Source organism: Curtobacterium sp. TXMA1 (genome assembly GCF_020162095.1).
Classification (GTDB): Bacteria; Actinomycetota; Actinomycetes; order Actinomycetales; family Microbacteriaceae; genus Curtobacterium.
Genome location: NZ_CP083910.1, coordinates 569,437 through 596,120 on the forward strand (window position 1 = coordinate 569,437; position 26,684 = coordinate 596,120).

A 26,684-nucleotide genomic window follows, 5' to 3' on the forward strand; every position below is an offset into this window, starting at 1 on the left:
GCTGGGCCGCCGTGGGGCTGGTCGGTCAGCAGCCGGTCGTGCTGGGCGTGCGTGGTCAGCAGCCGGTCGTGCTGAGCGTCACCCGCGTCACGTCGTCGTCCGACACCGTCGCCTTCGCCGGGCACAGGTCGCCCGCCCGCACGGTGACGTCGCCGAGCGGGACCCCGGCGAAGTCCGCGGTCCCACCCGGGAACACCCGCTGGTGCTCGGAGAGCTTGCCCGTCGAGGCGAAGACCTTGACCTCGTAGGGGCGGTCGGCCGCGTTCGACGACACGGTGACCGAGATCTGCCCGGTCGAGTCGTGGGCACCGCACCCCGTCAGCGAGAGTGCGGCGGCAGCGCCGAGGACGAGCACGAGCGGGACACGACGGATCACCGTGCCGAGGGTACGCGCCCCCGGTGGCACGGCCCGACGTCCACCGTTCGGGGGACGGGCGCTCCTGGGGGAGACCAGTACCGTTGACTGCATGCACCAGGAGACCTCACCGACCTCCGCCCGATCAGCGCCAGCAGCCGTGCGACGCGCGGCCCTCGTCGCCGCGCTCGACGTCGTGGACAGCGGACCCGAGGAGCGCTTCGAGCGCATCACCCGCATCGCCCGCGAGGCCTTCGGCGTCTCCGGCTCGTTCCTCAACCTCGCCGGCGCCGAGGTCCTCACCATCAAGTCGCAGCAGAGCGACGCCGTGTTCGGCCCGACCATCCCGCTGCAGGACACCTTCTGCGGCCGCACGCTCGACCAGGCCGGCCCGGTGGTGGTGCCGGACGCCCGCGCCGACGACCGCTACGCGGACATGCCGATGGTCGTCGAGGACCCCAACGTCCGCTTCTACGCGGGTGTCCCGCTCCGCGTCGGCGACGACTCCGTCAAGGTCGGCACGCTCTGCCTCGTCGACCCGCAGCCCCGCACGCTCGAACCGGACGACCTGGCACTCCTCGAGGAACTCGGCGTCTGGGCGGAGCGCGAGCTCGCCGCCGGTGCCGACGAGGACCGGCTGCGCGGTGTGCTCGCCGGCCTGCAGCCCGCACCCGTCGCGGTGCCCGGGTACCGGATCGGTGGCATGTCCGTCCCGCACGGCGTCGTCTCCGGCGACCTGCACGAGTGGCACCTGGCCGGCGAGGCCCTGCACCTGACCGTCTCCGACGTCATGGGCAAGGGCATGTCCGCCGGGCTGTTGGCGGCGACGATCCGCGGTGCGCTCCTCGCCCGCCCGTCGGCGGACCCGGAGCAGGTCGTCGCCGCGCTGGACGAGCAGGTGGGGCCGGACCTCGGCCGCGCCGAGTCGTTCGCGACGATGTTCAACGGTCGACTCGACACGGGCAGCGGTCGGATGGACTTCGTCGACGCCGGCCACGGGCTCGTGCTGCAGATGCGAGCCGACGGTCGCGAGCGGACCCTCCTGTCGAGCGACCTGCCGATCGGGCTGCACCCCGCGGGGTTCGCCCGCTCCTCGGGGTCGCTCGAGCTCGAGCCCGGCGACGTCCTCGTGATCGTCAGCGACGGGGCGCTCGAGCTCTGGGACTCGACCCTGACCTCACTGTCGCGGCTCGGTGCCATGTGGCGTGAGGAGCCCGAGATCGAGCCGTTCCTCGCCCGGGTGCGCGCCCGCGCGCTCGAGCACGATCCCGGTGACGACCTGACGGTCGTCGTGCTCGCGCGCGACTGAGGCTCCTGCTGCCGGACGCGACGGCTGCGGACGCGACGGGCGCCGGACGGGAGGCTCGTGGCGGTCTCGCCACGCGCCTCCCGTCCGTCACGCGGTCGCGTCGCGCCCCGCTGCGCAGGTCGCGCGGGTCAGGCGCCGAGGCGCTCGATGAGCTCCGCGTAGCGTGCGGCCGTCCGGTCGACGATCTCCTGCGGTAGCACCGGCGGCGTGCCCTGCCGGTCCCAGTTCGCGCTGAGCCAGTCGCGGACGATCTGCTTGTCGAACGAGTCCGTCCGGTTGCCGGAGCGGGCGTCCCAGTAGCGGCTGGAGTCGCTGGTCAGGACCTCGTCGGCGATCCGGATCGTGCCGTCCGTGTCCCGCCCGAACTCGAACTTCGTGTCGGCGATCACGACGTCGTGCTCGAGCGCGATCGCCGCTGCCTCGCCGTAGACGCGCAGCGAGAGCTCGCGGAGGGCCTCGGCGTCCTCGCGCCCGACGAGCTCGACGGTCTGCTCGAACGAGATGTTCTCGTCGTGCTCGCCCTGCGGCGCCTTGTACGCCGGCGTGTAGATCGGCTCGGGCAGTCGGTCACCCTCGGACAGCCCGGCGGGCAGCGGGACGCCGCACACGCTCTGCGTCTCGCGGTACTCGGCCCAGCCGCTGCCGACCAGGTACCCGCGGACGACGCACTCGACCGGGAACATGGCGAGCGGCAGCACGTGCATCGAGCGGGCCGCGACGGACTCGGGCACCGGGGTCCCGCCGGTGCCGGGCGCGACGAGGTGGTTCGGGACGTCGGCGATCCGGTCGAACCAGAACCGCGACAGCCGCGTCAGCAGTTCGCCCTTGCCGGGGATCGGCGGTTCGAGCGCGAAGTCGTAGGCACTGACCCGGTCCGAGGCGACGAGCAGCAGCTCGGACGCGCTCGCGACGTCGGCGACACCCGCGGGGACGTAGAGCTCGCGGACCTTGCCCGACGAGACGTGCCGCCAGCCGGGCAGCTCCTGCGGGGCGGTCACCGGGCGACCTTCGCGGCGATGTCGGTGCGGTACTGCGCGCCCTCAAGCGCGATGTCGCCGACCCCGGCGTAGGCGCGCTCCCGGGCCTGGGCGAAGTCGGCGCCGGTCGCGACGACGCTCAGCACGCGGCCACCGGTCGCCACCAGGTCGTCGTCGAGCACCGCGGTCGCCGCGTGCGCGACGGACACGCCCTCGCGCGCCCCGGCGGTGTCGATGCCCGTGATCACCCGGCCGGTGTGTGGGTTCTCCGGGTAGCCCTCGCTCGCGAGCACCACCGTCACTGCGACGTCGTCGCTGAACGTCGGCTGCGGCGCCGACCCGAGCTGGCCCGTCGCCGCCGCGGTCAGCAGGCCGCTGAGGGGCGTGGTCAGACGGGGGAGCACCACCTGGGTCTCCGGGTCGCCGAAGCGTGCGTTGAACTCGATCACGCGCACGCCCTGCTCGGTCACGATGAGTCCGCAGTAGAGCAGGCCGATGAAGGGCGTGCCCTCGTGCTCGAGTCGACGGACGGTGGGGAGCGCGACGAGCTCGGTGACCTCGGCGACGAAGGCCTGCTCGGACTCCCACCGGTCGGTGAGCCACGGCAGCGGGGAGTACGCGCCCATCCCGCCGGTGTTCGGACCTGTGTCGCCGTCGCCCAGGCGCTTGTGGTCCTGCGCGGGGCTGAGCGCGCGGACGTCGTGCCCGTCGCTGAGGAAGAACAGCGAGACCTCTTCGCCGTCGAGGAACTCCTCGACCACGACGCGGCCGTGCTGCAGCCAGTAGGTGGCGTGGTCGATCGCCGCCTGGCGGTCCTCGGTCACCAGGACGCCCTTGCCCGCGGCGAGTCCGTCGGCCTTGACCACGTACGGGGCGCCGAGCTCGTCGATCGCGGCGACGGCCTCGGCCGCGGTGCCGGCGTACACCGGGCGCCCGGTCGGCACCCCGGCCTCGGACATGATGCGCTTGGCGAAGGCCTTCGAGCCCTCGAGCTGCGCGGCGGCCCTGCTCGGCCCGAACACCGGGATGCCCCGCGTCCGCAGCGGGTCGGCGACGCCGGCGATGAGGGGTGCCTCCGGCCCGACGACGACGAGCTCGACGCCGTTCTCGATCGCGTACTCGGCGACCAGTTCGCCGTTCGTGGGGTCGAGTGACACGGTCTCGACGTCGGCCGCGATGCCGGCGTTGCCGGGGGCCGCCGTGATGACGTGTCCGGCGCGCTCCGCCAGGAGGGCCGTGATGATCGCGTGCTCGCGGGCACCGGAACCGAGGACGAGGATTCGCACCCGGCAAGCCTACCGAGCGCGACACGCCGCCCGCGATGCGAGGGCTAGCCTGTGGACATGCCGCCGAAGAGGATCGAGGACGCCGAGGGACGCGCAGCGCTCGCCGCCGTGCGCGCGGGGTCGACGGTCCGGTCGGACGTCGCGACGGCGGTGCGGTGGACCCTGCAGCGGCTGGCCGACGACGTCCCCGGCAACAGCGTCGAGGTCCGTGTCCCGCCGTTCGCCGCGGTGCAGGCGGTGCCCGGGCCGCGGCACACCCGCGGGACTCCGCCAAACGTGGTGGAGACCGACGCCGTGACGTGGTTGGCGCTGGCGCAGGGGGAGCTGCGGTGGGACGAGGCCCTCGCAGCGGCACGCGTCAGTGCATCCGGGTCGCGTGCCGACCTGACGGCGTTCCTGCCGGTCCGCACCGCGGCCTGACGCCCCGGGCCGGCGCGATCGTGCAGCCTGGCTCACCGACTTAGGTAGGTCCTACCGATGTGATCGGTGGGTCCGCCCCCGTAGCATGGAAGTCGCCGGGATTCGGACCCGACCCGAACGGGTCCGAACCCGGCGACAGGGTCAAAGGTACGCGACATACTGCGTTCGTTGTCAACCGGTGCGGCGAGTCGTGCTGCAAACCGCAACGATCGTGGTCTCATCAGGGACCTTTCGTGATCCGCCGTCACGTTCTGCGGCCTCCAGTGGGCCTGGCCAGTCGTCGTCGGTCCGTGGACACCTGTCCGCAGACGCCGGTCCGTCGACGCCGGTCAGCGAGCGCCGAGCAGCTCCGCCAGCTCCGACCGCGCGTGCACGTCCCACTTCGCGAAGATCCGCGACACGTGCGCGTCGACCGTCCGGACGCTCAGGCTCAGCGTCTCCGCGATCCGTCGGTTGCTGAGGCCCTGCGCCACGAGCTCGGCGACCTCGTACTCCCGGTTCGTCAGCGGCGCACGGACGCGTCCCGCCGACACCGCCATGCCGTGCGACGCGAGGACCCCCTGCGCCGCGACGATCCGTGACCGATCGTCCGCGAGCACGGCGTCGGCGTACTCGACGATCGCGCCGGCGAGCGGACCGTCGACACGAGCCGCGGCCTCCCGCATCCGCGAGAGCGACGCGGCGGTGTCCCGTCCGGTCGTCATGTCGTGCGTGTAGTGCTGCGTCACCGCGTACATCACGTGCAACCACGAGCCCTCGCGGGTGCTGCGCTCGATGATCTCGTCGGCGTGCCGCAGACCCGCCGGGTTGCCGAGCACGGTCTCGGTCCACGCGATCGAGACCGCGACCTGCTCGCCGGTGATCCGCATCGCGCGGCCCGGCGTCGTGCGCGCGCGCTCGAGGGCCTCGGCAGCGCGCTCCGTGTCGCCGGCGTAGGCGTACGCCATGGCCAGGCGCGCCCAGGGGTACGCCGCGAAGCCGCCGTGGTCGGCCACGTCGTAGCGTTCGCACGCGGCGGAGAACGCGGCGATCGCGTCGTCCCACCGGCGCTGCCCGATCGCGTGGTTGCCGAGCCCGATGAGCTCGAGCGTGAAGTCGTACTTCAGGAACGGGCTGCCGCGCCGGACCGGGATCTCCGTGACCAGGTCGGCCATGTCCCCGCGCCAGACCTGGACCTGGTGGAGCACGGAGACGTTCTCGCCGACACCCCAGGGCGCGACCTCGATGTGCTCGACCGCGGTGGCGATCGCACGACGGGCGAACGCGGCGGCCTCCTCGAGCCGACCCTCGGTGGCGAGGGCCATCGTCACGCACGGCGCGACGCAGAGGAACGACACCGGCACCGTCGGCTGCTGCAGGATGCGGGACCGCTCGATCTCCGCGCGGACCTCGGCGAACCGTCCGCCCCAACCCAGGTGCGCGAGCCGGAGCAGCCGCACGTGCTCGGCCGTCTCCGGGCCGACCAGCGGCAGCAGCTCCTCCGAGAGCGCCACCGCGGCGTCGACGTCGTCGTCGTGGAACTGCCGGATGTTCGCGAGGGTCTCGCACGCCTCGACCACGACGGCGTCGTCGATCTCACCGGCACGCTTCCGGGCGAGGTCCCACGCGGCCTCGGCGTCGACACGGCCGGCCTCGCGCCCGATGCTGTACGAGTGCGCGAGCGACCGCAGGCAGTGGGCGGTCACCCGCTCGGTGGCCGAGAGCGCGGTGCGGAGCGCGGCGGAGGCCAGGGCGACGGCGCTCTCGTGCTCCTGCAGCCGGACGGCGACCTGGGTGGCGTCGAGCAGCTGGCCGACCGGGGGCAGCACGCCGCACTCGAGCGACCAGAGCGCGGCGCGGAGCCGGGCGGCGGGAGGTGCACCCTCGGGCCGCGTGGTCCGGAAGGCGTTGGCCCGGGCGAACAGCGCGGTGCGCCGGGCGACCGGGACGAGGCCGCGGACGACCTCGCCCACGAGCGGGTGCGACGGCCGCACGATGCTCGTGCCGTCCTCGGCGGAGTCGACGGCGACCAGTCCGAGCGCGACGACCCGGTCGACGTCGCCGCCGGACACCAGACCGAGCAGGCGGGCGAGCGGGATCGGGTCGGCGAGCGCGACGATGTCGACGACGTCGCGCAGGTCCTCGGGCAGCGTGCCGAGCTCGGTGCGGTACATGTCCGCCAGGCTGTTCGACGCCGTGATCCGGCCGCGCCAGTACCACCCCGTCGCGGTCTGGTCGAGCGCACCCGAGGTGAGCGCTGCCCGGACCACCTCGCGCAGGTAGAGCGGGTTCCCGGCCGTCGCGCGGTGCACACGCTCCGTCGACGCGGTCTCGAGCTGCGCGCCGAGCGCCTGCGCGACGACCTCGCCGGTCTCGTGCAGGTCGAGCGGTGCGAGGTCGATGCGCTCGAGCAGGTCGTCCTGCCACAGCGCGCGGAGCGGGTCCGACAGCGCGGTGAAGTCGCGGCAGGTCAGCACGAGTCGGGCGCCCTGGTCGCGGACGAGCCAGGCGACGTAGCGCGCCGAGATGGCGTCGAGGTGGTCGGCGTCGTCGACGCGCAGCACGACGTCGCGGTCGGCCAGGTCGTCGGTCTCGCGCAGCCGCTGGGCGGCGGCAGCGTCGTCCACCAGCTCGGCGAGGGCGGCCGGCAGCTCCCCGAAGCGGTCCGCGACGGCGCCGAACGGCATCGAGCGGCCTGCTGCGACCGCGGTGATCGGCACGACGACGGTGCGGCCGGTGGTGTCGCGGCGGGCGACGCGGTCGGTGACCCGGGCGGCGGTCGAGGTCTTGCCCAGCCCCGGTGCGCCGACGATGGCGACGCTCCAGCGGTGCTCGGCGACGACGGAGACCGCGCGGTCCTCCTCGCGGCGCTGCACGATCGGCCACGGCACGCGTGCGGGCGTGCGGGGTCGGCGACGCCCACGGATGGACTGCTCGTGCACCCCGTCACCTCCCGATCCTGGTCGTCCGCCTGCTCCCCCCGGCAACCGGATCCGGTTCCCGGGCTCCGACATCGTCCTCGACCGGGCGGTCGGCGTCCGATGTGTTGCGTTCCGTGGATACCGACCGGTAGGGACATCATGCCCCGGATCGGCCGACGCGCAACAGGCCACGGCACCTCCCACAGTGGGGGACAATGGTCTGGTGAGCGACACCGACCGACCCGAAGACCGCCCGGCAGCGCCGGCCGCGACACCGGCTCCGAGCGCCGTCAGCTCGCCGGACGAGGTCACCATCCGACGCGCGCCGAAGTTCGGCGTGTTCATCGTCGGCGGTGCGGTGCTCGGCTTCCTCGCGACGCTGCTCGTCGTGACGCTCACCATGGACATCGACCGCGGCGACCAGCAGGACGCGAGCTTCGGCACGCTCGTCGGCTACTTCTCGCTCTGGGGCGTCACGATCGGCGCCTTCGCGGGGGCCGTCGTCGCGATCGTGCTCGACCGGGTGTTCGCCCGCCGCGCCGCCCGCCTGACGGCGGAGCGCGTCGAGGTCGAGCCGGCCGAGGAGACCGTGGACGGCGAGGTCGAGGACCACGGCGACGTGACCGGACCCGTCGAGCGCACCGACCGCTGACGGTCGCCACCACACGACGGACGGGAGGCCCGGTACCAGCTGGTACCGGGCCTCCCGTCCGATCGTGTCGCGTCGCGACGCGACTCAGCTGAGCTGGTTCGCCTCCACCCACGACAGGTACTCCGGGGTCACCGTGCCGGTGACGTACTCGCCGGTGAAGCAGCTCATCTCGAGGTCGGTGACGTCCGAGCCCTCGATGATCGCGTCGCGCATGTCCGCCACCTCCTGGTAGATGAGGTGGTCGCTGCCGAGCACGCGGTTGATCTCCGGGATCTTCCGGTCGTGCGCGATGAGCTCGGCGCGCGTCGGCATGTTGATGCCGTACACGTGCGGGTAGCGCACCGGGGGAGCGGCGCTGGTGAACGTGACCTCGTTCGCACCGGCGGCGCGGGCCATCTCGACGATCTCGCGGCTCGTGGTGCCGCGGACGATCGAGTCGTCGACGATCAGGATGTTCTTGCCCTTGAACTCGGACGACATCGCGTTGAGCTTCTGGCGCACCGAACGCTTGCGCTCGGCCTGCCCCGGCATGATGAACGTGCGGCCGACGTAGCGGTTCTTGAAGAAGCCCTCGCGGTAGTCGATGCCGAGCTTCTGCGCGACCTGCATGGCGGCCGGCCGGCTCGAGTCCGGGATCGGCATGACCACGTCGATGTCGCCGGTCGGGGCGTACTGCGCGATCGTGTCGGCCAGGCGGTTGCCGAGGCGGAGACGGGCGTCGTACACGGAGATGCCGTTCATCACCGAGTCCGGTCGTGCGAGGTAGACGTACTCGAACGAGCACGGCACCAGGCGCGGGTCCTTCGCGCACTGCCGGGCGTGCATCTGGCCGTTCATCTCGATGAAGACGGCCTCGCCCGGGGCGATGTCGCGGACGATCTCGTAGCCGCCCGACTCGAGCACCAGGGACTCGCTCGCGACGACCCACTCCGGCTGCCCGGCCTCGTCGAACTTGTGCCCGAGGATCAGCGGCCGGATGCCGTACGGGTCGCGGAACGCCAGCAGGCCATGCCCGGCGATCGTGGCGATCGTGGCGTACGAGCCCTCGACGCGCTCGTGCACGCGCTCGACGGCGTCGAACACCTGGCCGGCGTCGAGCTCGCTGCCGCGGACCTGGCCCTGGAGCTCGTGCGCCAGGACGTTCACCAGCAGCTCGGTGTCGCTCGTGGTGTTGAGGTGGCGGCGGTCGATGTCGAACAGCTCGCGGGTGAGCTCGCGGGTGTTCGTCAGGTTGCCGTTGTGGACGAGCACGATGCCGTAGGGCGCGTTCACGTAGAACGGCTGGGCCTCTTCCTCGTTGCTCGCGGCACCCTTCGTGGCGTACCGGACGTGCCCGAGGCCCATCGTGCCGAGCAGGGCACGCATGTCACGGGTGCGGAAGGCTTCTCGGACGTGTCCACGCGTCTTGTGCATGTGGTGGACGCGACCCTCGACCGTGGCGATGCCCGTCGAGTCCTGGCCCCGGTGCTGCAGGAGCAGCAGGGCGTCGTAGATGGATTGGTTGACGGGCCCCTGCGCAACGAGGCCGACGATGCCGCACATTCGCGGTGTGCTCCAGACCGTAGGATCGGGTGGTACCGAACAAGTCTGCCATGCTCCGCGGAGGACCACGCATGCCGAACCCGTACGCTGCCGCCGGCGTCGACACCGCCGCCGGTGACCTGGCCGTCGAGCTCATGAAGTCCGCCGTCTCGGCGACGCACAACGCCTCGGTGCTCGGTGGTGTCGGGGGCTTCGCCGGGCTCTACGACGTCTCGTTCCTCAAGGACTACGACCGCCCGCTGCTCGCGACCTCGACCGACGGCGTCGGCACCAAGGTCGCCATCGCGCAGGCGATCGACAAGCACGACACCATCGGCCAGGACCTCGTCGGCATGGTCGTCGACGACATCGTCGTGGTCGGCGCGAAGCCGCTCTTCATGACGGACTACATCGCCTGCGGCCGTGTCGTGCCGAACCGCATCGCCGACATCGTCGCCGGGATCGCCCGCGGCTGCTCGGCGACGGGCACCGCGCTCGTCGGCGGCGAGACCGCGGAGCACCCGGGGCTGCTCGGGCCGGACGACTACGACGTGGCCGGCGCCGCGACCGGTGTCGTCGAGGCCGACCGGCAGCTCGGCGCGCACCTGGTGCAGGACGGGGACGTCGTCGTGGCGATCGAGTCCTCGGGTCTGCACTCGAACGGGTACTCGCTCGTCCGGCACATCCTGTCCGGCAAGGGTGTCGGCTACGCCGACCAGCTGCCGGAGTTCGGCGCCGGGGTCTCCGTCGGCGAAGCGCTGCTCGAGCCCACCCGGCTCTACACCGCGCCGCTGCTCGACCTGCTCGACGCCCGACCCGGTGTCGTCCACTCGCTCTCCCACGTCACCGGTGGTGGCATCGCGGCGAACCTGGCGCGGGTGCTGCCCGTCGGCACCTGGGTCGAGGTCGACCGCTCGACGTGGACGCCCCCGGCGGTGTTCCGGGTGCTCGCGGACATGGCGGGAACGCCGGTCGAGGACACCGAGGGCACGTGGAACCTCGGCATCGGGATGTTCGCCGTGATCGATGCGGCCTCGGCGTCGGCGGTGCTCGAGGACCTGCGTGCTGCGGGGCTGCCCGCGTGGACGGTCGGCACGGTGTCGACCTCGGCGCGGGACCTGGCCGGGTTCGAGCAGGGCGCCAAGGGCGTCGACGGCGGAGCCGTGCGGCTCGTCGGTTCCTACGCCGGCTGAGCGCTGCCGCGGCCTGGTCCGGCTGCCGCGGCGCCGGCGGCATGACCCTCCCGGTCGCGCGACGTGCCGCGCGCGGTCGTTCGGGTTGCAAGACATGCCGCTCACTTCGGAGTTGAGCGGCACGTCGTGCGACCGGGGGACTCGGCAGCGTCCGACGGGGCTGCCGGGTCGAGCGGACCCATGCGGGCCGTCGACCTCGCCCTCCGTCCTCGGCGTGACCGTTCCGGTCGCAGGACATGCCGCGCGCGGTCGTTCGGGTCGCAGGAACTGCCGCTCACTTCGGAGTTGAGCGGCAAGTCGTGCGACCAGAAAGCCCGGGATGCCCGATGCGCGGGCCGGAACGGCCGGCCGAGCAGCGCGCCCGCGCACACGACGACGCCGCGCGACCCCGGAGGGTGCGCGGCGTCGACGGTTCAGGTCAGGCGGACTTGTTCTGGTCCTGCTGGGGTTCGAACTCGTCCTCGTCGTCGCCCGGTTCCTCACCGTACTGGTCAGCCCAGCGGTCGACGTAGGAGTCTTCGTCCGAGTGTTGCCCGGCGGAGAGCTCGCGTTCGAGCGCACCGTAGTTCGTGTCCGGACTGAAGTACTTCAGCTCCCGGGCGACCTTGGTGTGCTTTGCCTTCTGACGGCCGCGCCCCATGCGTGACCCCCTCGTGATCGGCTCTGGTCCGGTCCTGGCGGGTGCGTGGTTGCCACCCGGGGAACCGAACGGTTCGTGGTTTGAAATCTGCCGATCACTCTACCATGTACCCCGTTCCCCACCTGCCCGTCGGCGTCCCCCGCGGGTCGGCCGAAGACCTGATCACGACTCAGGCCGGGAGTGGTTCGCGGACGCCGCGCTTCCGGCGTGCGGACCGCAGCACGAGGGCGTCGACCGAGAACCGCCCGGGTCCGGTGAGCGCGACGGCGAGGGACGCGACGGCGAGTACCAGCACGTACTCGAAGCCGCCGTCCTGGGCGAAGAAGCCCGCTGTGGCGTGGGCGAGCAGGCCCGCCACGACCATGTCGACGGCGAGCAGCAGGCCGACGACGCGCGTGGCGACGCCGAGCACGAGCAGGACACCGCCGACGAGTTCGAGTCCGGCCACGACGGGGGCGGCGACCTCGGCGAGCGGGACACCCATCCCGGCGAAGCCCTGGGCGACGCCGGGGATGCCCTGGGCGAACTTCTGGGCGCCGTGGGCGATGAACACCACGCCGAGGACGATGCGGAGCGCGGTCAGGCCGATGGAGGTCGATGTCGTTCGCATGGCGCAGACGCTATGCGGTGACATGTCATCGACCCGGTTGCCTCGGCGGATTGACCGGACTCCGCCAGGGGGCGTCCAGACGACGGTCCACCGAAGCGGGGACCGGCGCTCAGGAACGACCGACGCCGGTCCGCAGCATTGCGGACCGGCGTCGGGCGAGCGGGAGGCGGTGGGTCAGGAGTCCGCGCCGCGCCCGGTCTGCTGCTGCAGGCGGTCGATGTGCTCGGACGCCTCGGCCTTGGTGAGGTCCGCGGGGAGCTCCTCGCCGGCCTCACGGGCAAGGGTGTCGAGGTAGCTGCGCTGCGGGCCCGTCATCGGCTCGTCGCCGGTCACCCACTGCTCGGGGTCCTTGCTCGCGGTCGTCGAGGGGTCGGGACGCTCGCCGCCCAGGGTCTCGCCCTGGTGCGACTCGTCGGGGGTCTGGTCTGCTGCGTCGGTCATGGCGCCGAACCTACGCGCGACGGCGGACACGACACGCAGCGACGGCGTCCCCCGGAGGACCCGGGCCGAGGAACCGGGACGACGCCCCGCCGGGACGACGCCCCGCAAGACGACGCCCCGCCGAGACGACGCCCCGCCGACGCGGCAGCCCGCAGTGGCGGCACCCCGCGGCGACAGCGCGGAGGGGTGGACGGAGACGCTCAGGCGGGCGTCGCCGTGTACCGCACCAGGTCCGGCCCGACGCCGCTCGTCGCGATCGGCACCTCGGCGTCGCCCTGACGGATCCAGATCGTCGCCGCCTGCTCGTCGATCCGGACGACCTCGTGCAACGACCCGTCGAGCAGCACCGCCGCCCGCACCGACACCTGCCCGGTGGACGCGCGCGGCGGGAGCCCGACCACGTCCGCGTCGTACGCGGCGTACCGGCCGGGGGAGAGGAACGGCGACACGGGCGTGGTCACGACCTCGAGCCCGTCCTCGACCGCGCGCACCGCGACCAGCCGGACCGCCTGGTCGGTGGGCAGGGGGACGTCGACGACCGGGGCGTCGACCGGGCCGGCCAGTGCGCGGAAGGCGGGCCGACCGTCGGGGGCGAGCCGAGCCTCCAGGCCGTCGATCCGGACGCGACCGCGGCCACGCGAGTCGGCGTACAGGCCGGGTTCGAGCCCGGACCGGCGCGCCTCGAGCCGGGTGACCACGACGCGGTCGGGCCGGTACCAGTCGCGGAGTGTGGCGGGGTCCACCCAGCCGATGCTGGCGACCCCGCGGGCGAGGTCGGCGCCATCGTCGGCGGGTCGTTCGTCGAGGGCGCCGAGCGGGTGCTCCCCGCGCACGGCGACGAGTCCGGCGTACGGGCCGGCCGCCGGCGGTTCGTGGTCGAGCACCTCGACGCGCTTCGAGACCTTGCCGCCGTGGCCGTCGAACGTCGCGAAGGTGCGCAGGTCGGAGATCGTCATGTCGCCGACGATGCTACGACCGGCCGCCGTCACGGCGTGCAGGTGCGGGGACGAGGAGGCGCATCTCGCCCGTGCACTCGGTCTGGTCGACGCCCTCGGCGGGCCCGGCGGGACGCCTCGCGCGCCGTGCCCCGTCGCGCAGCACGGGCTGCAGGCTGTTCCGCTGCACCGAACGGAGCACCCGGTCCTCCTGCGCCTCGTGGTGGAACACGCCCTCGGGCGAGCGGCGGAGCGCCGGACGGATCGGCTCGCCGCGGCGCTCCTGGCCCGGCAGCGGCCGCGAGCGACGGCCGTACAGCAGCTCGGACGAGTCGAGCAGCCACGGCACCAGGGCCACGGTCACCCCGTGCACGAGCAGCAGCTTCTTGCGGATGCGGCGGCCGCGGTGGTTGTGCAGGAGCGTCTCCCACCAGTGCCCGACGACGAAGACCGGCGTGTAGACGGTGACGACCTCCGACCCGTGCTCGGCCCGGTGCGCCTTGATGTAGCGGATGAGAGGCATCGAGATGTCGCGGTAGGGACTCGGTACGACCGTGAGCGGGACCTCGATGCCGTGCTCGGCCCACTGCTGCTGCAGTCGTCGGGCCTCGGCGTCGTCGATCGCGACGTGCACCGCCTCGAGTCCGGCGTGCTGCGCGGCGATGGCGTAGTCGATCGCCTTGAGCACCGGCTTCTGCAGCGTGTTGACGAGGACGATCGCGTGGTCGCCGGTCGCGCCGAACTGGGTGTCGACGTCGGCCTCGATCTCGTGCGAGACGTCGCGGTAGTACCGGTTCACGCCGAGCATGAGGACGAAGAGCACCGGCATGATCACGAACACGAGCCAGGCGCCGTGCGTGAACTTCGTGATGGTGACGATGACGAGCACGACGAAGGTGAAGGTCGCGCCGATCGAGTTGATGGTCAGCGAACGCCAGACCTGGCCCCGGTCGACGGGCTCGTCGGCGGTGCCGTCGCGGTCCGCCCGGAGCAGCCGCGCCCAGTGCCGCACCATGCCGCTCTGCCCGAGCGTGAACGACACGAACACGCCGATGATGTACAGCTGGATGAGGCTCGTGACGTTCGCCCGGTAGACCACGAGCAGCGCGACCGCGACGAGCGCGAGCACGATGACGCCGTTCGAGTAGATGAGCCGGTCGCCGCGGGTCGACAGGGCCTTCGGTGCGTAGGAGTCCCGCGCCAGGATCGAGCCGAGCAGCGGGAAGCCGTTGAAGGCGGTGTTCGCCGCGAGGAGCAGCACCGCCGCCGTCGTCGCCTGCACGACGAAGAACAGGACGCTGCCGTCGCCGAAGGTCGCGGCGGCGATCTGCGCGATGAGCGAGCGCTGCGGTGTGGTCGCGCACGCGGTGAAGCCCTGCAGGTCGCAGGCCTGCTCGGCGTAGTGCACGCGGGAGACGAGTGCGAGCGTGATGAGCCCGACGAACAGCACGATCGCGATCGAGCCCATGAGCACCAGCGTCGTCTGGGCGTTCCGGACCTTCGGCCGGCGGAAGGCCTGCACACCGTTCGCGATCGCCTCGACGCCGGTCAGGGCGGAGCAGCCGGACGCGAACGCCCGCAGGAGCAGCAGCACGAAGGCCGCCTGGGTCGTGTGCTCGACGTTGTCGATCGTGTACGCGGCGGACTCGGCGACGGGGGCGTTCCCGACCGCGGTGCGGACCAGGCCGGTGACGACCATGACGAACACCGAGCCGACGAACAGGTAGGTCGGCACCGCGAACGCCTTGCTCGACTCGCGGACGCCGCGCAGGTTCACCCCGGCGAGCAGCACCACGAAGGCGACCGCGATCTCGATGCGGAACGGATCGAGGCCGGGCAGCGCCGAGATGATGTTGTCCACGCCGGACGCCACCGACACGGCGACGGTCATCACGTAGTCGACGAGCAGGGCGCTCGCCACGACGAGGCCGGCCTTCTCGCCGAGGTTCCGGTGCGCGACCTCGTAGTCGCCGCCGCCGGACGGGTACGCCTTGACGAGCTGTCGGTAGGACGCGACGACCACGACGAGCAGCAGCACCACCACGGCGGCCACCCACGGCGCGAAGGTCAGGAACGCCATCCCGCCGAGCAGCAGGATCATGAGGAGCTCCTGCGGTGCGTACGCCACGCTCGACAGCGGGTCGCTCGCGAAGATCGGCAGCGCCAGGTGCTTCGGGAGGAGCTGTCCCTCGAGCTTCTCGGAGGGCAGGGGATCCCCGATCAGTCGCGCCTTCAGCGACCGGATCTCGTTCGTCACGAGCGGCAAACCTACTCAGTTGCGCGCACGAGTCAACACTGTGGGAACGGACAGGCAGTACGGCCCGCGCGACGGGCGCGCGGTCAGCGTGCGCCGACGGAGCAGCGGACGGGAGGCGCGGATCGCCACCACCCGTCCGCCGGCGGCCGTCAGACGGAGCGGCGCAGGGCCTCCAGGCCGTCCCGCAGGCGCGTCACCGTGTCCTCGGTGAGCGTCCCGCGCGTCGCCCGGCGACGCAGGTCCGCCCGGACCTGCTGGCGGAACGCCGCGATCGCCATCTCCACCTCGCGCAGGGCGCGGGCGCCCTCCGTCGGGACGTCGACGGGCTCGTCGGCGGTCTGTCCGCGCGGGGCCTGGGCGCTCGCGGCGAGGTCGGCGCGGAGGGAGCGCATGGCCTCGCCGACCGAGGCGCGGACGCCGTCGGCGAGGGACCGCACCGAGTCGGCGACCCCGGACTCGACGGCGGCGAGCTCCTCGGCGCGGGCGTCGAGCTCGGCACGACCGGCGTCGGTGATGGCGTAGACGGTCTTGCGGCCGTCGACGGTCTTCGTGACGAGCCCCTCGGACTCGAGCTTGGCGAGCCGCGGGTACACGGTCCCGGCGCTCGGGACGTACGCGCCGCCGAAGCGCTCGCCGAGGGCCTGGATGAGCTCGTAGCCGTGCATCGGGCGGCCGGCGAGCATGGCGAGCAGCGACAGGCGCAGGTGGCCATGCGCGAACACCGGGCTCATTCGGGCACCACCGTCTCGTCGTCGTTGGTGGTCGGGGCGGTCGGGGTGGGCGCTCCGTTCGTCGCGGCCACGGGCGGCGCGTGCAGGACCGCGATGTCGCCGGAGACCGAGTTGACCTTGAGGTCGAGCCACTGCCCGGACAGCTCCCCGCCCTGCTTGACGTAGGAGCCGCGCACCCCGCGGATCTCGGAGTCGTCGAACTGCAGCGTGCCGGACGCCGTGCTGACGGTGCAGCGGTACGGGACGCCGTCCTCGAGCCGGACGCTCACCGAGCCGGACACGGTGTTGATGCGTGCGGCGTCGGGGGTGCCCTGCAGGTCGAGCACCACGTCGGCGTTCACCCCGTCGGCCGTGAAGCGGGGGATCGCTCCCGTCGCGACGACGTCGCCGGACACGGTGCGGAGGGTCAGCGCGCCGTCGAGGTCCCGGACCGTCGTCGAGCCGGACACGGCGTGCACGGCGAGGTCGCCCGCGAGCCCGTCGACGACGACGTCGCCCGAAACGGTGTTCAGCGACGCACCGCGGTTCGTGCCGGAGAGCAGGACCCCGGCCGAGACCACGCCGATCGTGACCCGGGCGTCGCGGGGGACGAGCACGCTGACGTCGGCGGTGGCGCGGCCGCGGAACGACTTGAGGAACCCGAGCGGGTCGTCCCACCGGATCTGCGGGTGGTCGATGGTGAGCGTGTCGCCGTCCAGTTCGATCTTGAGCGGCTTGCCGGACACGCCGTGTACCTCGACCCGGGCGGTCGGCTCGTCGTGGGCCACCACGTCGACCTGTCCGCCGGCGAGTCCGACGCGCAGGGCGCGGACGATGCCGGTGTCGATCACCTTGGGCTCCTCGACGAGCCACTTCTCCTGGGCCATGTTGCCTCCTCGAACTCGCGTTGTATCGCGTCTGTGAAGTCACGATACATCGCGTTCCGCGAGTTGTCACCGGTTCGGGTCGCGGAACGGCCGGTCGGTACCGGGTCGGGACGCGGAACGGCCCCGCTCCCGGTCGGGAGCGGGGCCGTCCTGAGGTCGGGGCCTACTTCGCGGCGTCGTCCAGTGCCGCCTGGGCCTTCTCCGCCGCTGCGTCGAGGGCCTCCTTCGGGCTGGTCTTCAGCAGCATCGCGGACTGCAGCTGCGTCGACAGGGCGGCGCTCACCTCGCCGTACGCGGTGATCGACGGGCGGGCCTTCGCGTACTCGAGCTCGTCGGCGAAGGCCTTCAGGCGCGGGTTCTCCTCCAGGTACTTCTTCCACGTGGCGTTGTCCGCCGTGGCCTGGTTCGCGGGGAGCAGGCCGGTCGCGATGTCCCACTTCGCCTGGGTGTCCGGGCTGAGCCACCACTGCAGGAACTTCCACGAGGCGTCCTGCTTCGCCGACGTCGTCTTGATGATGTAGGAGTTGTTCGTGCCGAGGTTCATCGCGGGCTGCTCGATGCCGGGCAGCGCGAAGACGCCGACGTTGTCCTTGCCGAGCGTGCTGTCGATGGTCGACAGGTCGTACGCACCGGTGATCGCCATCGCGGCCTTCTTCGACGTGAGCGCGGGGACGGCGCCGTTCGTCGAGGTGGTGAGGAGCGACTGCGGGTAGGCCGAGCCGTCCTGCAGCATGTCCGTCCACGCCGTGAGCGCCTTCACGCCCGCGTCGCTGTTGAACTCGACCTTCGTGTTGTCCTCGTTGAGGAACTCGCCGCCGGCGCCCCAGAGCATCGACTGCCACGTGAAGACCGGCCACTCACCGGTGCCGATCGGCAGGTAGGCGCCGTACTGGGTCGTGCCCTTCGTGAGCTTCTTCGCGTCGTCCTGGAACTCCGCCCACGTCTTCGGGGTGTCGGTGATCCCGGCCTCCTTGAACATCTCCCTGTTGTAGACGACGGCGTAGTCGCCGATGTCGGTCGGCAGCGTGTACTGCTTGCCGTCGAACTCGCCGGTCGAGAGCATGCCCTCGGTGAAGCTGTCCTTCGTGACGTCACCGCTGGACAGGTAGTCCTCGAGCGGCAGGACCTTGCCGGTCTGGATGACCTCGCCGGTCTGCTGCGGCGTGCTGTCGCCGAGCACCATGTCGGGGCCGGTGTCGTTCTTCAGCGCGTTGATGAGCTTCGCGTCGAACTGGTCGGACGAAGCCGCGTACTGCGGCTGGACGTCGATCGTGTCCTGCGAGGAGTTGTACTCGTCGATGAGCTTCTTCACCTCGGTGGCCTGGGGCCCCGTGTAGTTGTGCCAGACCGTGATCGTGGTCTTGCCGCCGCTGCCGCCGGAGTTGCCGGTGACGGAGCCGCCGGAACACCCGGACAGGGCCAGTGCGGCGCCCACGGCGAGGGCCGTGGCACCGAGCAGTCGCTTGCGCATGAGTCGTCCTTTCTCGGACTTCGGGTGGAGCGAAGGGTGATGAGGAGGAGTGGAGCGAGGGATGGTGCGGAAGGGGGGAACGGGATCAGCGGAGTCCGCCGGCCATGGCCGACACGATCTGCTTCTGGAAGATGATGAAGACGATGAAGACCGGCAGGATCGCCAGCGTCGAGCCGGCCATCAGCAGGTTGAAGCTCTGGCTCGCGTTCGCCGACTGCAGCTGCGTGAGGCCGACGGAGACGGTGAAGAACTCGGTCCGCGACGCCACGAGGAACTGGAAGAAGAAGTTGTTCCAGTTGTAGACGAACGACAGGACCGCGAAGGACCCGATCATCGGGGTCGCCATCGGCGTCACGACGGACCACATCCGCCGCCACACCCCGGCGCCGTCGACCCGGCTGGCGTCCTCGATCTCGCTCGGGAACGAGGTGAAGAACTGTCGGAACAGGAAGGTGCCGAGGATCGACGGGATGTTCGGGACGATGAGGCCCTGGTAGCTGTTCAGCCAGTGCAGCGACGACAGCAGGGTGATGAGCGGCGTGAACACGACCTCGAACGGCACGAGGAGCGCCGCGAGCAGGACGACGAACACGATGTTCTTGCCCTTGAACTTCAGTCGCGAGAACGCGAAGCCCGCGGCCAGGCTCGTCACGATCTGCCCGGCCGTCGTCGCGATGGCCACCACCGTCGAGTTGAAGAAGTACAGCCCGAAGGGGGCGACGGTGAAGATGTCGGTGTAGTTCGACAGCTCCCACTGCCGCGGCAGGAAGGTCGGCGGGAAGGCGAGCGCCTCCTCCGAGGACTTGAAGCTCGTCAGCAGCATCCAGAGGAACGGGCCGAAGAACAGCACGACCGCGACGAGCAGGATGACGTGCCGCAGGACGGCGGGCGAGTGCTTGCGGAACAGCACGCCGAACGGGCGGCTGCGGTGCGGACGGGAGGCGCGGCGCGCGTCCGACGGGAGGGCGCGGGAGGCGATCTGGGTCACGGTGGCGGTCCTAGTTCAGCTCGATGGGGTCGCGGCGGTTGATGACCCGCAGCTGGACGACCGCGACGAGGATGCCGACGATGAGCAGGAGGACGGCGGCGGCACTGGCCGAGCCGCCGTGGAAGAACACGAAGCCCTGGTTGTAGATGTAGTAGAGGATCGTCTCGCTCGAGTTGATCGGGCCGCCCTGGGTCAGGACGTAGACCTGCGTGAAGACCTGCAGGGCACCGATCACCCCGGTGATGGCGAGGAAGCCCGTGGTCGGCGCGACCAGGGGGAGCGAGATCCTGAAGAAGCGGCGGATCGGTCCGGCGCCGTCGAGCGTCGCGGCCTCCATGTAGGAGGCCGGGATGTTCGTGAGCGCGGCCGAGTAGATGATCATCGTGTAGCCGACCCCCTGCCAGATCGAGAACACGATCACCGAGACCAGCGCCCACGGCTCCGAGGTCAGGAAGCCGATCGGGGGAGCGCCGAGTGCGGTCACCACACCGTTCACCAGGCCGCCGAGCGGCGACAGGATGAAGCTGAAGATCAGCGCGCTGCCGACGATCGGGGCGATGTACGGCACGAAGAGCAGTGCGCGGTAGACCCCACGACCACGGAACGGCTGGGCGAGCAGTGCCGCGAAGAACAGCCCGAGCGCCATCGTGATCGGCACCACGACCACCACGTACAGCGCGGTGTTGCCGGCGGCCCGCAGGAACTCGCCGTCCTGGAACAACCCGGTGAAGTTCGACAGGCCCACGAAGCCGTTCGTCTCGCCGGACGCGGGGTTCCAGTCCGTGAACGAGTAGTAGACCGTCTGCGCCAGCGGGTACAGGTAGAACAGCGCCAGCAGCACCGTCGTCGGGGCGATGAGCACGTAGCCCGCCCTGCCCTCGCGTCGTTCCATCCGGCTCGCGTCCGCGGTGGACGACCGTCGACCGGGAACGCGCACCCTGGTCGGGTTCTGAACCGCACTCGTCATGCGGACCTCCTCTTGGCTCGTCGTTGAACGCTAGGAATCGGCTGTTTCGAGCAGATTACCGTTCGATCACCAAAAGTAAATAGTCGAATCTGCAACGACTTCGTTCGGCAACCGACCGTTTCCTCGCTACAGTGACGGCATGCACGAGCAGCACTTCCAGGACATGGACCGGAGTCCGGGGTCCGTCGGGGACGTCCTCCGACTGATCCGCGTCTCGGACACGACCTCGCGCTCGAGCATCGCCAGGAGCACCGGGCTCGCCCCCTCCACCGCGTCCGCCCGGGTCGATGCGCTGACCGCGCTCGGACTCGTCCGCGAGAGCGGCGCCGAGGGCTCCCGCGGTGGTCGACGCGCTCGCCGCCTCGAACTCGTCGCGGACGCCGGCTTCGTCGCCGCGGCCGACCTCGGCGCCCACCACGTGCGCATCGTGCTCACCGACCTGGCCGGTCGGATCGTCGCCGACACCGACGCGCTCGAACACGGTGCAGCGACGGTGCCGGTCGCCGCGGGGCCACGCGCCTCGGTCGCCGCGCTGTGGGACCGGTTCGTCGAGCTCGCTCGCGACAGCGGCCTGGACACGACCCGGTTCCGCGGCGCGGCGATCAGCGTGCCCGCACCCGTGTCGTACCCGGGCGGCAGCATCGCGACACCGTCCTTCGAGCCGTCGTGGCACGGCGCCGTGCTGCCCGAGCTCTTCGCCGAGCACACCGACGCCCCGGTGCTCGTGGAGAACGACGCGAACCTCATCGCCCTGGCCGAACGTCCGGGCCCGGACCGCACGGGCACCCTCGTCGCGGTGAAGCTCGGCACCCGCATCGGTTCGGGTGTGCTGCTCGACGGGCGACTGCACCGCGGGGTGAGCGGCGCCGCCGGCGAGATCAGCCACACGCCCGTCGACGGCGAGGCCGCGATCGGCTGCACCTGCGGCGTGCCGGACTGTCTCGAGTCGGTGGCGTCCGGTGGCGCGATCGTCGCCCGGCTGCGCGCGGCCGGACGTCAGGTGAGCGGGACGAGCGACGTGCTCGCGCTCGCCGCGCAGGGCGACGCGGTCGTCCTCGACGAGCTCCGCCGGGCGGGGGAGCACATCGGCCGGGTGCTCTCCGGCATCGTGAACTTCTGCAACCCGAGCGAGGTCGTGTTCGCGGGCGCGATGTCGGCGTCCTCCGTGCTGGTCGCGACGATCCGCGGCGAGCTGTACCGGTCGTGCCTGCCGATGGTCGCGGACGCCCTCGACGTCCGGGCGAGCGCCTCGCCGCGGGACGCCGGCATCCGTGGTGCGACGGTGCTCGCGATCGACGAGGTCCTGGCACCGGCGCGGATCGACGAGCTCGCCCGAGCGGCGGCGGAGCGCAGCGCATGACGAGCCCGGCGCGTCGCCCGACGAGCCCATCGCCGCGCTCGACGAGCGCAGCGCGATCCGGCAGCCCGGAGCAGTCCGGGGCGATCGTGGCCGTCGACGTCGGCGGGACGACCGTCAAGGGGATGGTGCGGGTCGGCGAGGTCGTCCTCGACCGCGTGGTCGTGCCCACCCTCGGGCCGGTCGACCACGCCGACGCCGTCGGTGGCCCCGCGCTCGCCGCCGTCACCGCCGTGGTCGACCGCCTCGCCGCGGCCGCCACGGCCGCGGGGAACCCGCTCGCCGCCATCGGCCTCTGCACGCCGGGGGTCGTCGACGCCGAGACCGGGACCGTGCTCGTCGCCGTGAACCTCGACTGGCACGACCTGCCGCTCGCCGCGCTCCTGCGCGACCGGTACGGCGTCCCCGTCGCCGTCGCGCACGACGCCCGCGCCGCCGCGACCGCCGAGATCGCCGCCCGCACCGCGGCGGGTCGGGACGTCACCGAGATGGTCTTCATCCCGATCGGCACCGGGGTCTCCGCCAGCCTGGTGGTCGACGGTCGCCTGGTGGTCGGCGCGGCGGGCGGTGCCGGCGAGGTCGGGCACGTCTGCGTCCGACCGGGCGGCGAGCAGTGCACGTGCGGGCAGCGCGGCTGCGTCGAGGTGTACGCCTCCGCACGGCACATCCGGCGCCGCTACCGCGAGGGCGGCGGCACCATCGACGGGGCGACCGACGAGATCGTCGCCGCCGTCGACACCGACCCGGTCGCCGCGGCGGTGTGGGACGACGCGGTCGACGCGCTCGCCGCCGGCATCGCGATCCTGTCCGCCGTGCTCGACCCGGCCGTGGTCGTCGTCGGCGGTGGACTCGGCGAGTCCGGGGAGCGCCTGCTCGCCCCGCTGCGCACCGCGGTGGACGCCCGACTCGGCTGGCGGCCTGCGCCCCGCATCGAGCAGTCCCTCGCGGGCTCCGGCGCCGGCCTGGCGGGAGCCGCCCTGCTCGCCCGCACCGCCGCGGGATCGAGCCCCGCACCGACGACGCCGGCCGCCGCGACGGCGCCGCCCGCCGCGACGACGCCGGCCGCCGGACAGGACCCGACCCCATGACCACGGACACCGCTCCACCCACGAACCAGGAGGACCCCATGACCGCTCAGCGACTCCGGATCGGACTCGTCGGCGCGGGGGTGATCGCCCACGCGCACCTGCCGAACCTGCTCCGCATCGGGGACGTCGTCGTCTACTCCGAGGTCGGCGCCGAGGACCTCGTCGCGGCACACGGCGGCGAGGTGGTCGACTCGCTCGACGAACTCCTCGCCCGTGTCGACGTGGTGGACGTCGTCGTCCCCACGTACGCCCACGCCGAGGTCGTGCGCGCCGCGCTCGCCGCCGGCAAGGACGTCATCAGCGAGAAGCCGCTCGCCCGAACCGACGCGGACGCCGACGACCTGGTCCGGCTCGCGCACGAGGCCGGGCGCCAGCTCTACCCCGCGCACGTGGTCCGCTACTTCCCGGAGTACGTCCGGCTGAAGGCCGCGGTCGAGGCCGGGCAGCTCGGCGAACTGGCCGTCCTGCGGTTCGTCCGCTCCGGCGCGTTCCCGACCCGGTCCGCCTGGTTCGCCGACCCCGAGCTGTCGGGCGGCATCATCATGGACCAGATGATCCACGACCTGGACATCGCCCGCTGGATCGCTGGCGACGTCGTCCGGGTCAGCGCCGTGCACGTCCGGAAGGGCACCGTCGACCACCCCGTCGAGGCGGCGCACGTGCTGCTCACCCACGCGTCCGGGGCGATCAGCCACGTCGCCGGCATCTGGGGGCCGGCGCACCTGCCGTTCGTCACCGAGTTCTCGGCCACCGGCACGCTCGGCAGCCTGTCGCACGACTCCCGCTCCGAGCGGAACTACACCGCCGAGCTCCTCGACGAGGCGGGCGTCGGCGGGGACCTGCCGGAGCTCGACCCCGCCGAGGACCCGTACTTCCTCGAGATCCGCGAGTACCTCGGTGCCTTCCGGGGCGGCGCCGTGCCCCGCGTCTCCGCCGAGGACGGTGCCACCGCGGTCCGCATCGTCAACGCCGCGCTGCGGTCGGTCGCGACGGGGCAGCCCGTCGACCTCGAGCCCGTCCCGGCCACCGGGCCGCACGAGGGGGCGACGGCATGAGCGCCCTGCGCATCGGTGTCCTGTCCTTCGCGCACACGCACGCGCTGTCCTACCTGTCGGCGCTGCAGGCGATGCCCGACGTCGAGGTCGTCGGCACCGACCCGGACGGTACCTCGACGGGCACCGAGTTGGTCGACCTGCGCGGTCGCGAGCTCGCCGACGCCCTCGGGGTCGCGTACGTCGACACCGTCGAGGAACTCCTGGCGAGCGGGGTCGACGCCGTCGTGGTCACGAGCGAGAACGCCCGGCACCGGGCCCTCGTCGAACAGGCCGCCGCCGCGGGGACACACGTGCTCTGCGAGAAGCCCCTCGCCACGACGTGGGAGGACGGGCTCGCCATGCGCGCCGCCGCCGAGGCCGCTGGCGTGCTGCTCATGGTCGCCTTCCCGGTCCGGTTCGCGAGCACGTTCACCCGGCTCGCCGCGACGAAGCGGTCCGGCCGCCTCGGCGAGGTCTTCTCGGTCCGCGGGGCGAACAACGGCATGCTGCCGCTCACCCGCTCGTGGTTCACCGAGCCGGAGCTGTCCGGCGGCGGCGCGATCGTCGACCACGTGGTGCACATCGCCGACCTACTCGACGAGCTGCTGGACGGCACGCCGGCCGAGACCGTCACCGCCGTGACGAACCGCGTGCTGCACGCCTCGCGCGCGCAGGCCGAGACCGCGGGCCTGGTCACGATCACCTACGCGGACGGCACGATCGCGGCGATCGACTGCTCGTGGAGCCGTCCGGACACCTCGCCGACGTGGGGCGGGCTCGCGCTCACCGTCGTCGGGACCGAGGGATCGGTCGACGTCGACTTCTTCCGGCCGAGCGTGCGGGGCCTCGACGCCGCGACCGGGCGCTCGGTCGTCCTGCCGTACGGACCGGACTTCGACGCGGCGATGCTCGACACCTTCGTCGGTGCGGTCCGCTCCGGCCAGCAGCCCCAGCCCGACGTGGCCGTGGGACTGCGCACCCTGGCGATCGTGCTGGCGGCGCAGGAGTCGGCCGCGACCGGCGAGACGGTGCGGGTCCGGTCCGTCTGACCCGACCGAGGACGGTCTGGAGGCGCGTGGCGGGCCCGCCACGCGCCTCCAGACCGTCGAGTGGCCGACTCAGGAACCGCCGGCCGCCGCCCACAGGCGGCGTGCGTTCGCGAGGCCGCGCTCGACGGCGTCCACGTCGTCCTCGAGCCCCTCGAACTCGATCGACACGGGCCCGTCGAACCCGCTCGCGACGATCCGCTCCACGATCCGGCCGAGCGGCAGGTCACCGTGCCCGACGACCGTGCCGAGCACCGCGCGACCGGCCAGCGTGGTGAGCCAGCCGTCCGCCGCGGGCGGGGTCTCGCGCACCAGGAAGTCCTTGAGGTGCACGACCGCCGCGACCGGCAGCACCCGCTGCACCGCGCGGAGCGGGTCGTCGTCGAGGCACACGAAGTTGCCGACGTCGAGCAGGGCGCGGAAGCCCGGGTGGTCGACCTCGTGCACGAGCCGCAGGATCCGCTCGCTGTCGTTGAAGGCGAAGCCGTGGTTCTCGACCATCGTCGTGATGCCCAGCGTCGCGGCGTGCTCGGCGACCGCGCGGCAGACCGGCACGACCTGCGCGAGCACCCGCTCGAACTCCGCGTGGTCGGCGTCCCGCCAGGCCCACGGGACGACGTCGTGGCGCAGGTGCGTGATGCCGAGCCGGTGCGCGACGTCGAGGTGCTCGTGCACGCGGGCGACCTCGGCGTCGACGGTCGCCGGGTCCGAGAAGTCCGCACCGATCACGTGATTCGCGAGCCCGATCCCGCGGGCGGCGGCGTGCGCACGCAGCCGGTCGACGAGCTCGGGTTGCCGGGGCAGGTCGTCTCCGAACCCGCCCGCCGCGATCTCGAGGTGCTGGCCGCCGGCGTCCGCGACGCGGTCGACGACGTCGAAGATCGTCAGCGCACCGCGCTGGAGCGAGCGGGCGTAGCTGTAGGACGAGACTCCGAGTCGCATGGCGCGACCCTAGCGGCAGCGGTCTCGTCGCCACCAGGGGTCGTTCCGGATCCGTGGACGGAGCGGGTCGTCCCGTCGTCCGTCCGCGTCGGGGACCACGGCAGGCGGCGGAACAGCGGCATGAGCGGCTGCACCATCGGCCCGATCGCGAACGCCGCGACCACGGTGCCGACCCCGACGTCGCCGCCGAGCAGCCACCCGACCAGGACGACGGTGACCTCGATGACGGTGCGCGCGAGCCAGAGCGGCCAGCCGAACCGCTCGTGCACGCCGACCATCAGGCCGTCCCGGGCCCCGGTGCCGAGCCCGGCGCCGATGTAGCAGGCCGTCGCGACCGCGAGCAGCGCGAGCCCCGCGGCGAACAGCAGGACGCGGGGGACCAGGCCGTCCGGCTCCGGTACGAGCCAGAGCACCAGGTCGGCGGACGGTCCGATCGCCAGCACGTTGCACAACGTGCCGATGCCCGGCTTCTGGCGGAGCGGGATCCAGAGCAGCAGGATGACGACGCTCGACACGACCGTGATGACGCCGAACGACCACGGCAGCACGTTCTCCAGGCCCTGGGTGAGCACCGTCCACGACCCGACGCCGACCACGGCGCGGACCTGCAGGGCGGTCGATGCGCCGTAGAGGAAGAGCCCGACGGCGAGTTGGGCGAAGCGGAACACGAGTGCGGTGGGACGGGACACGGCACGATC

Annotated in this window: 25 protein-coding genes; 8 read left to right on the plus strand and 17 right to left on the minus strand. The window is 72.2% G+C overall.

Annotated elements, in window-relative coordinates; genetic code table 11:
- Positions 1 to 55 precede the first annotated feature (55 nt).
- Positions 56 to 376, minus strand: a complete 321-nt coding sequence (locus LCG91_RS02855; RefSeq protein WP_224442423.1) for a hypothetical protein — start codon at positions 374 to 376, stop codon at positions 56 to 58.
- A 91-nt stretch (positions 377 to 467) separates the two neighbouring features.
- Here LCG91_RS02855 and LCG91_RS02860 point away from each other — a divergent pair, with 91 nt between their 5' ends.
- On the plus strand, positions 468 to 1,664 hold the full coding sequence (locus LCG91_RS02860; RefSeq protein WP_224442424.1) for a SpoIIE family protein phosphatase: 1,197 nt from the start codon (positions 468 to 470) through the stop codon (positions 1,662 to 1,664).
- Between the two features lie 128 nt (positions 1,665 to 1,792).
- Here LCG91_RS02860 and LCG91_RS02865 read toward each other — a convergent pair whose 3' ends face one another.
- Positions 1,793 to 2,662: a phosphoribosylaminoimidazolesuccinocarboxamide synthase gene (locus LCG91_RS02865; RefSeq protein ID WP_224442425.1), complete on the minus strand. Its 870-nt coding sequence runs from the start codon at positions 2,660 to 2,662 to the stop codon at positions 1,793 to 1,795.
- The gene (purD, locus tag LCG91_RS02870) at positions 2,659 to 3,927 is read right to left on the minus strand and encodes a phosphoribosylamine--glycine ligase (protein ID WP_224442426.1); all 1,269 of its coding nucleotides are present in this window, start codon (positions 3,925 to 3,927) and stop codon (positions 2,659 to 2,661) included. The genes LCG91_RS02865 and purD overlap by 4 nt, the downstream gene beginning before the upstream one ends.
- A 57-nt stretch (positions 3,928 to 3,984) precedes the next feature.
- On the opposite strand from purD, the gene LCG91_RS02875 reads away from it, so the two are divergent.
- A complete protein-coding gene (locus LCG91_RS02875; protein ID WP_058729165.1) occupies positions 3,985 to 4,347 on the plus strand; it encodes a sterol carrier family protein in 363 nt (120 codons plus the stop codon).
- A 329-nt stretch (positions 4,348 to 4,676) separates the two neighbouring features.
- On the opposite strand, the gene LCG91_RS02880 is transcribed toward LCG91_RS02875, so the two are convergent.
- Positions 4,677 to 7,268, minus strand: a complete 2,592-nt coding sequence (locus LCG91_RS02880) for a helix-turn-helix transcriptional regulator (protein WP_224442427.1) — start codon at positions 7,266 to 7,268, stop codon at positions 4,677 to 4,679.
- A gap of 202 nt (positions 7,269 to 7,470) precedes the next feature.
- On the opposite strand from LCG91_RS02880, the gene LCG91_RS02885 reads away from it, so the two are divergent.
- The gene (locus tag LCG91_RS02885; RefSeq protein ID WP_058729164.1) at positions 7,471 to 7,899 is read left to right on the plus strand and encodes a hypothetical protein; all 429 of its coding nucleotides are present in this window, start codon (positions 7,471 to 7,473) and stop codon (positions 7,897 to 7,899) included.
- 84 nt (positions 7,900 to 7,983) lie between these two features.
- Here LCG91_RS02885 and purF read toward each other — a convergent pair whose 3' ends face one another.
- The gene (purF, locus tag LCG91_RS02890; RefSeq protein ID WP_058727426.1) at positions 7,984 to 9,441 is read right to left on the minus strand and encodes an amidophosphoribosyltransferase; all 1,458 of its coding nucleotides are present in this window, start codon (positions 9,439 to 9,441) and stop codon (positions 7,984 to 7,986) included.
- Between the two features lie 71 nt (positions 9,442 to 9,512).
- Here purF and purM point away from each other — a divergent pair, with 71 nt between their 5' ends.
- On the plus strand, positions 9,513 to 10,613 hold the full coding sequence (gene purM, locus LCG91_RS02895; RefSeq protein WP_082688223.1) for a phosphoribosylformylglycinamidine cyclo-ligase: 1,101 nt from the start codon (positions 9,513 to 9,515) through the stop codon (positions 10,611 to 10,613).
- 418 nt (positions 10,614 to 11,031) lie between these two features.
- Here purM and LCG91_RS02900 read toward each other — a convergent pair whose 3' ends face one another.
- The 10 genes from LCG91_RS02900 to LCG91_RS02945 all read right to left on the minus strand — a co-directional run bounded on the left by LCG91_RS02900 (position 11,032) and on the right by LCG91_RS02945 (position 20,519).
- Entirely contained in the window at positions 11,032 to 11,253 is a 222-nt protein-coding gene (locus tag LCG91_RS02900; RefSeq protein ID WP_058727428.1) for a DUF3073 domain-containing protein, read from the minus strand.
- A 169-nt stretch (positions 11,254 to 11,422) separates the two neighbouring features.
- The gene (locus tag LCG91_RS02905; protein WP_058727429.1) at positions 11,423 to 11,863 is read right to left on the minus strand and encodes a DoxX family protein; all 441 of its coding nucleotides are present in this window, start codon (positions 11,861 to 11,863) and stop codon (positions 11,423 to 11,425) included.
- A 174-nt stretch (positions 11,864 to 12,037) separates the two neighbouring features.
- Positions 12,038 to 12,304 (minus strand): DUF3072 domain-containing protein, encoded by a 267-nt coding sequence (locus tag LCG91_RS02910; protein WP_058727430.1) that lies wholly within the window; start codon positions 12,302 to 12,304, stop codon positions 12,038 to 12,040.
- A 200-nt stretch (positions 12,305 to 12,504) separates the two neighbouring features.
- Positions 12,505 to 13,260, minus strand: coding sequence for a hypothetical protein (locus LCG91_RS02915; protein ID WP_152998911.1), 756 nt, complete (start codon positions 13,258 to 13,260; stop codon positions 12,505 to 12,507).
- Positions 13,261 to 13,273: 13 nt separating this feature from the next.
- Complete coding sequence (locus LCG91_RS02920) at positions 13,274 to 15,505, minus strand: APC family permease (protein WP_224442428.1); 2,232 nt, start codon at positions 15,503 to 15,505, stop codon at positions 13,274 to 13,276.
- Between the two features lie 140 nt (positions 15,506 to 15,645).
- On the minus strand, positions 15,646 to 16,227 hold the full coding sequence (locus LCG91_RS02925) for a PadR family transcriptional regulator (protein ID WP_224442429.1): 582 nt from the start codon (positions 16,225 to 16,227) through the stop codon (positions 15,646 to 15,648).
- The gene (locus tag LCG91_RS02930; RefSeq protein ID WP_224442430.1) at positions 16,224 to 17,093 is read right to left on the minus strand and encodes a DUF4097 family beta strand repeat-containing protein; all 870 of its coding nucleotides are present in this window, start codon (positions 17,091 to 17,093) and stop codon (positions 16,224 to 16,226) included. Before LCG91_RS02930 ends, LCG91_RS02925 begins: the two co-directional genes overlap by 4 nt.
- Before the next feature lie 163 nt (positions 17,094 to 17,256).
- On the minus strand, positions 17,257 to 18,564 hold the full coding sequence (locus LCG91_RS02935) for an ABC transporter substrate-binding protein (RefSeq protein ID WP_224442431.1): 1,308 nt from the start codon (positions 18,562 to 18,564) through the stop codon (positions 17,257 to 17,259).
- A gap of 85 nt (positions 18,565 to 18,649) precedes the next feature.
- Positions 18,650 to 19,552 carry a carbohydrate ABC transporter permease gene (locus tag LCG91_RS02940; RefSeq protein WP_058727436.1) on the minus strand — a complete coding sequence of 301 codons (903 nt, stop codon included), beginning with the start codon at positions 19,550 to 19,552 and terminating at the stop codon, positions 18,650 to 18,652.
- Positions 19,553 to 19,562: 10 nt separating this feature from the next.
- Positions 19,563 to 20,519 carry a carbohydrate ABC transporter permease gene (locus LCG91_RS02945; protein WP_082688224.1) on the minus strand — a complete coding sequence of 319 codons (957 nt, stop codon included), beginning with the start codon at positions 20,517 to 20,519 and terminating at the stop codon, positions 19,563 to 19,565.
- A gap of 139 nt (positions 20,520 to 20,658) precedes the next feature.
- Here LCG91_RS02945 and LCG91_RS02950 point away from each other — a divergent pair, with 139 nt between their 5' ends.
- From LCG91_RS02950 to LCG91_RS02965, 4 genes are read left to right on the plus strand one after another with little or no spacing between them, the layout of a single operon-like run.
- On the plus strand, positions 20,659 to 21,879 hold the full coding sequence (locus LCG91_RS02950) for an ROK family transcriptional regulator (protein ID WP_224442432.1): 1,221 nt from the start codon (positions 20,659 to 20,661) through the stop codon (positions 21,877 to 21,879).
- On the plus strand, positions 21,876 to 22,964 hold the full coding sequence (locus LCG91_RS02955; RefSeq protein ID WP_224442433.1) for an ROK family protein: 1,089 nt from the start codon (positions 21,876 to 21,878) through the stop codon (positions 22,962 to 22,964). The genes LCG91_RS02950 and LCG91_RS02955 overlap by 4 nt, the downstream gene beginning before the upstream one ends.
- A gap of 38 nt (positions 22,965 to 23,002) precedes the next feature.
- Positions 23,003 to 24,019 (plus strand): Gfo/Idh/MocA family protein, encoded by a 1,017-nt coding sequence (locus tag LCG91_RS02960; RefSeq protein WP_058750482.1) that lies wholly within the window; start codon positions 23,003 to 23,005, stop codon positions 24,017 to 24,019.
- Positions 24,016 to 25,047 (plus strand): Gfo/Idh/MocA family protein, encoded by a 1,032-nt coding sequence (locus tag LCG91_RS02965; RefSeq protein WP_224442434.1) that lies wholly within the window; start codon positions 24,016 to 24,018, stop codon positions 25,045 to 25,047. The genes LCG91_RS02960 and LCG91_RS02965 overlap by 4 nt, the downstream gene beginning before the upstream one ends.
- Before the next feature lie 69 nt (positions 25,048 to 25,116).
- On the opposite strand, the gene LCG91_RS02970 is transcribed toward LCG91_RS02965, so the two are convergent.
- A complete protein-coding gene (locus LCG91_RS02970; protein WP_224442435.1) occupies positions 25,117 to 25,986 on the minus strand; it encodes a sugar phosphate isomerase/epimerase family protein in 870 nt (289 codons plus the stop codon).
- Positions 25,929 to 26,675 (minus strand): YczE/YyaS/YitT family protein, encoded by a 747-nt coding sequence (locus LCG91_RS02975; protein ID WP_224442436.1) that lies wholly within the window; start codon positions 26,673 to 26,675, stop codon positions 25,929 to 25,931. The genes LCG91_RS02970 and LCG91_RS02975 overlap by 58 nt, the downstream gene beginning before the upstream one ends.
- Between the last annotated feature and the right edge of the window lie 9 nt (positions 26,676 to 26,684).